A 4,610-nucleotide genomic window follows, 5' to 3' on the forward strand; every position below is an offset into this window, starting at 1 on the left:
CTTAAAAAAAAACAATAATTGATAAAGAATAAATTACTTTTTTCATTTTATTAAAGTATTATGCTTTAATCTTTTCAAGAGCTTCTGGCTCGTTGAGGCAGTCAAAGATTTTCTGTTGTTTTTCAATATGGATTTCTGCCCATTACAAGTACTTTATTTTCTTTTGTTAGGTGTTATTTCTTTTCTGTAATAAGCCTTTGCGTAGGCTGAAACGTTGAAATTTTACACGAACGTTGTTCATAAGGTTTTTTGCGCCAGTATTTATACGTTAATGTTTTGTTGTTAATCACAAATAATAATTAAATTTTAGTGTCAGAAATTTTGTGCAAATATTTACCACAATATCTTTGTGTATTTTTAAATTCATTATTGTATTTTTGTTTTTTTTAGACCTGTACATCCTTATAGATTCGTTTTTTGGTTTGAATGTTTGTGTACTATTACCCATAATATTAATTATATATATATCTTTTTAAATAAAAAATCAATGGAATTAAAACTAACGAGACCCATCTGCTTTTTTGATCTCGAAACTACAGGAATAGATGTGTCAAAAGATAGAATTGTAGAAATATCCGTTTTTAAAGTACATCCTAACGGCACCAAAGAAAGTAAGACATGGTTGGTAAATCCTACTATTCCAATACCTGCACAAACAACTGCTGTACATGGTATTACAGATGAAAAAGTAGCTAATGAGCCTACGTTTAAAGAATTGGCAACTCAAGTTAACAACATGATTAAAGATTCCGATTTGGCAGGTTTCAATTCTGATCGTTTTGATATTCCTTTATTGGCAGAAGAAATGCTAAGAGCAGGTGTTGATTTTGACATGAAGAATAAAGTTTCAGTTGATGTGCAAACTATTTTTCATAAAAAAGAAGAGCGAACTTTAAGTGCTGGATATAAATTTTATTGTGGTGAAAGTTTAGAAAACGCTCATTCTGCAGAAGCAGATACTATGGCAACCTATGAAATTTTAAAGGCACAACTGGATCGATATCCCGATTTAGAAAATGATATGAAAACCTTATCTGAATTTACAACACGAAAAAAATCAGTAGATTTTGCAGGATTTATTGCATACAATAATGAGGGTAAAGAAGTATTTTCTTTTGGAAAACACAAAGGTGTTTTAGTAGATGAAATTTTAGATAAAGAGCCAGGTTACTTCAGTTGGTTGCAAAACGCTGATTTTCCGTTATATACAAAAAAAGTATTAACAGCCATAAAATTAAGAAAGTTAAACACTAAATAGTGCTAAAGGGGCAAAAGGTGTTTGGTGATAACCTATAACCTACGACCCACAACCTATTACTTAAAAATGAAAATAATTTGTATCGGTCGTAATTACACAGACCATATTTCTGAACTCCAAAACGAAAAGCCAACAGCGCCTGTTATTTTTTTAAAACCTGACACGGCTATATTGCTTAAAAAATTTCCTTTTGTAATTCCTGCTTTTAGCAACGATGTACATCATGAAGTTGAAATTTTAGTTAAAATTTGTAAAGTTGGAAAATACATCAGTCCAAAATTTGCCCATAAATATTATGATCAAATTGGATTAGGAATCGACTTTACGGCTCGAGATGTTCAAAATGAATTGAAAGCCAAAGGGTTGCCTTGGGAAAAAGCAAAAGCATTTGACGGCTCAGCTTTAATAGGAGAATTTGTGCAAAAAGAATCATTTGAATCGCTAGAAAATATTAACTTTGAATTACATTCCAATAATAAAGTAGTTCAACAAGGAAATACAGGTTTAATGCTCTGGAAAATAGATGAATTAATATCGTACGTTTCTCAATATTTTACTTTAAAAAAAGGAGATGTTATTTTTACAGGAACACCAAAAGGCGTTTCTCAAGTTAAAAATGGAGATGAATTAAAGGGGTTTATTGAAGGCAAACAAGTATTTAAAATTCAAGTTAAATAATGGCTTTACATTACAATTTAGCAAAGGTTTATGAAATTTCATCGGATGATGCCGATTTTGTACATCAAATATTAATGCTTTTTTTTAAAGAAGTTTCTTCAGAAATACAAAACATTAAGCAGGGTATCAATGAAAAAAATCATCAAAAGGTATACAAAGCGGCTCATAAAATTAAGCCAACATTAGACTTATTAGGTATGGATTTGGCCTATGAAGAAATAAATGAAATCATGATTTGGGCTAAATCAGAAAAAAAGAAAAAAGAGATTAAAGAAAATTTTAAATTACTAAAAGTTCAAATTGAATTATCTTCTAAAGAAATCAAAAAAAACTACAATATAAAATAAGTATGAAGGCTACAATTGTAACTATTGGAGACGAAATACTCATTGGGCAAATTGTTGATTCTAATTCTTCATTTATTGCAAAAGCCCTAGATAAAATAGGCATTGCAACCCATGAGATGCTGTCTATTTCAGATGATAAGGATCACATTATTTCTACCTTTCAAAAATTACAAAACAATGTTGATGTAGTTATTGTTACTGGAGGTTTAGGCCCAACAAAAGATGACATTACAAAAAAAACCTTTTGCGAGTATTTTAATGACACATTAGTAGAGCACCCTGAAGTGTTAGAACATGTAACTCAAATGATAGAAGGAATTTATAAGAGGCCTATTACTCAATTAAACATAGATCAAGCACTTGTTCCATCAAAAGCAAAAATATTATTTAATAAAATGGGTACCGCACCAGGGATGTGGATGGAATACGAAAACACTGTTTTTATATCTTTGCCAGGAGTTCCTTATGAAATGAAATATCTTATAGAAAACGAGGTTATTTCTGCTTTAATTCAAAAATTTGAACGGCCATTTATTGTCCATCAAACCCTAATGACTTATGGAAGAGGTGAAAGTATGATTGCAGAGCAAATAGAGGCATGGGAAAACAATTTACCAGCTTTTATAAAGCTAGCATATTTGCCAAGTCCGGGGAGAGTTCGTTTGCGATTAACGGCACGTGGAACTAACGAGAGTGAGTTAAAAGAAGCCATTAAAAAGCAAGTATTTACATTGACACCTCTAATTTATGATATTATTGTTGGTTTTGAAGAATCAGATACCATAGAGGTTGTTTTGGGCAGAAAATTAAAAGAAAAAGGATTTACAATAGCTACTGCAGAAAGTTGTACGGGAGGAAAAATAGGGCAAATGATAGCTTCTGTGGCGGGTTCTTCTAATTATTTTAAAGGCAGTTTAGTTACTTATGAAACCCAGTCAAAAATAAATGTTTTGGGTGTTTTAAAAGCAACAATTGAAAATCACTCTGTTGTAAGCGAGCAAGTTGCTCGTGAAATGGCCGTCAATGTAAAACGTATTATGCAATCTGATTTTGCTGTTGCAACAACAGGTAATGCTGGTCCTTTAAAAGGAGAGTCGGAAGAAGATTTAGGGGTAGTATTTATAGCTGTTGCAAGCCCAAATTCAGTATTTGTTGAACGATTTGAGTTTGGCCAACCCAGAGAAAAAGTAATAGATAGAGCTGTAAATAAAGCATTTGAATTAGTATATAAAGAAATATAAAAAAAATCTCAAACATTGTTTGTATATTGATATAATTTTTGTTTCTTTGCACCCTTATTTAGAATAACAATAAAAGACTTCAATAATGTCAAGAGTTTGTGAACTTACAGGAAAAAGAGCGATGACTGGAAACAATGTTTCTCACGCCATGAATAAAACAAAGAGAAAATTCTCTGTCAATTTATTTAAAAAACGTTTTTATGTTGCAGAAGAAGATCAATGGGTTACTTTAAAAGTATCTGCAGCTGCTTTAAAAACTATTAATAAAATTGGTATTGAAGCTGCTATGAAAAAAGCAAAAGCTAACGGAATGAAATTTTAATCCGAAAACCTCTAAAAAAAATATATAAAGATGGCAAAGAAAGGTAATAGAATACAAGTTATTTTAGAGTGTACAGAGCATAAAGCGTCTGGTGTAGCAGGAACTTCTCGTTATATCACTACTAAAAACAAAAAAAACACTCCAGACAGATTGGAAATTAAAAAATTCAACGCTGTATTAAAAAGAGTAACAGTTCACAAAGAAATTAAATAATTAGATATTTTTATTAAATATCAAATAACTATTAATTAGAGATTTTTAAATTACTAAAAATTTCAAATACATTTAATCATGGCAAAGAAAACCGTAGCAACATTACAAACAGCTTCTAAAAGATTAACCAAAGCAATTAGAATGGTTAAATCTCCAAAAACTGGTGCATATACTTTTGTTGAGTCAGTAATGGCTCCAGAACTTGTAGATGAGTTCTTAAAAAAGAAATAAGCAAATAATATAACATATAGATAAGCTGCTTTCATTTGAAAGTAGCTTTTTTATTTTTATATTTGTTTGAAATTATAAACTTAGCTTAATGAGTTTTTTTAAAAAAATATTTTCTTCAGATAATAAAGGCCACAACTTAAACGAGCAGGCAAAACAAACCTTAGATAAGGGTTTAGAGAAGTCTAAATCAACTTTTTTTTCAAAACTATCTAAAGCAGTAGCAGGTAAGTCTAAAGTTGATGATGAGGTTCTAGATCAACTAGAAGAAATTTTAATTTCATCCGATGTGGGTGTAAATACTACATTAAAAATTATTCAAC

Annotated in this window: 8 protein-coding genes; all 8 read left to right on the plus strand. The window is 30.4% G+C overall.

The window, feature by feature from the left end:
- The first annotated feature begins 487 nt into the window (after positions 1 to 487).
- Positions 488 to 1,258, plus strand: a complete 771-nt coding sequence (locus tag AABM47_RS09075) for a 3'-5' exonuclease (RefSeq protein WP_338410607.1) — start codon at positions 488 to 490, stop codon at positions 1,256 to 1,258.
- 66 nt (positions 1,259 to 1,324) lie between these two features.
- The gene (locus tag AABM47_RS09080; RefSeq protein WP_338410608.1) at positions 1,325 to 1,936 is read left to right on the plus strand and encodes a fumarylacetoacetate hydrolase family protein; all 612 of its coding nucleotides are present in this window, start codon (positions 1,325 to 1,327) and stop codon (positions 1,934 to 1,936) included.
- Positions 1,936 to 2,283, plus strand: a complete 348-nt coding sequence (locus tag AABM47_RS09085; RefSeq protein ID WP_338410609.1) for a histidine kinase — start codon at positions 1,936 to 1,938, stop codon at positions 2,281 to 2,283. Before AABM47_RS09080 ends, AABM47_RS09085 begins: the two co-directional genes overlap by 1 nt.
- Before the next feature lie 2 nt (positions 2,284 to 2,285).
- The gene (locus AABM47_RS09090) at positions 2,286 to 3,524 is read left to right on the plus strand and encodes a CinA family nicotinamide mononucleotide deamidase-related protein (protein WP_338410610.1); all 1,239 of its coding nucleotides are present in this window, start codon (positions 2,286 to 2,288) and stop codon (positions 3,522 to 3,524) included.
- An 85-nt stretch (positions 3,525 to 3,609) separates the two neighbouring features.
- Positions 3,610 to 3,846, plus strand: a complete 237-nt coding sequence (gene rpmB / locus AABM47_RS09095) for a 50S ribosomal protein L28 (protein ID WP_338410611.1) — start codon at positions 3,610 to 3,612, stop codon at positions 3,844 to 3,846.
- A 30-nt stretch (positions 3,847 to 3,876) separates the two neighbouring features.
- Positions 3,877 to 4,059 (plus strand): 50S ribosomal protein L33, encoded by a 183-nt coding sequence (gene rpmG, locus AABM47_RS09100; protein ID WP_338410612.1) that lies wholly within the window; start codon positions 3,877 to 3,879, stop codon positions 4,057 to 4,059.
- A gap of 78 nt (positions 4,060 to 4,137) precedes the next feature.
- Positions 4,138 to 4,290 carry a DUF4295 domain-containing protein gene (locus AABM47_RS09105; RefSeq protein ID WP_338410613.1) on the plus strand — a complete coding sequence of 51 codons (153 nt, stop codon included), beginning with the start codon at positions 4,138 to 4,140 and terminating at the stop codon, positions 4,288 to 4,290.
- Between the two features lie 88 nt (positions 4,291 to 4,378).
- Positions 4,379 to 4,610: signal recognition particle receptor subunit alpha (locus AABM47_RS09110; RefSeq protein ID WP_338410614.1), on the plus strand; the 232-nt coding region annotated here is incomplete at its 3' end.

The sequence above is a fragment of the uncultured Flavobacterium sp. genome (assembly GCF_963925415.1).
In the GTDB taxonomy this organism is placed as follows: domain Bacteria; phylum Bacteroidota; class Bacteroidia; order Flavobacteriales; family Flavobacteriaceae; genus Flavobacterium.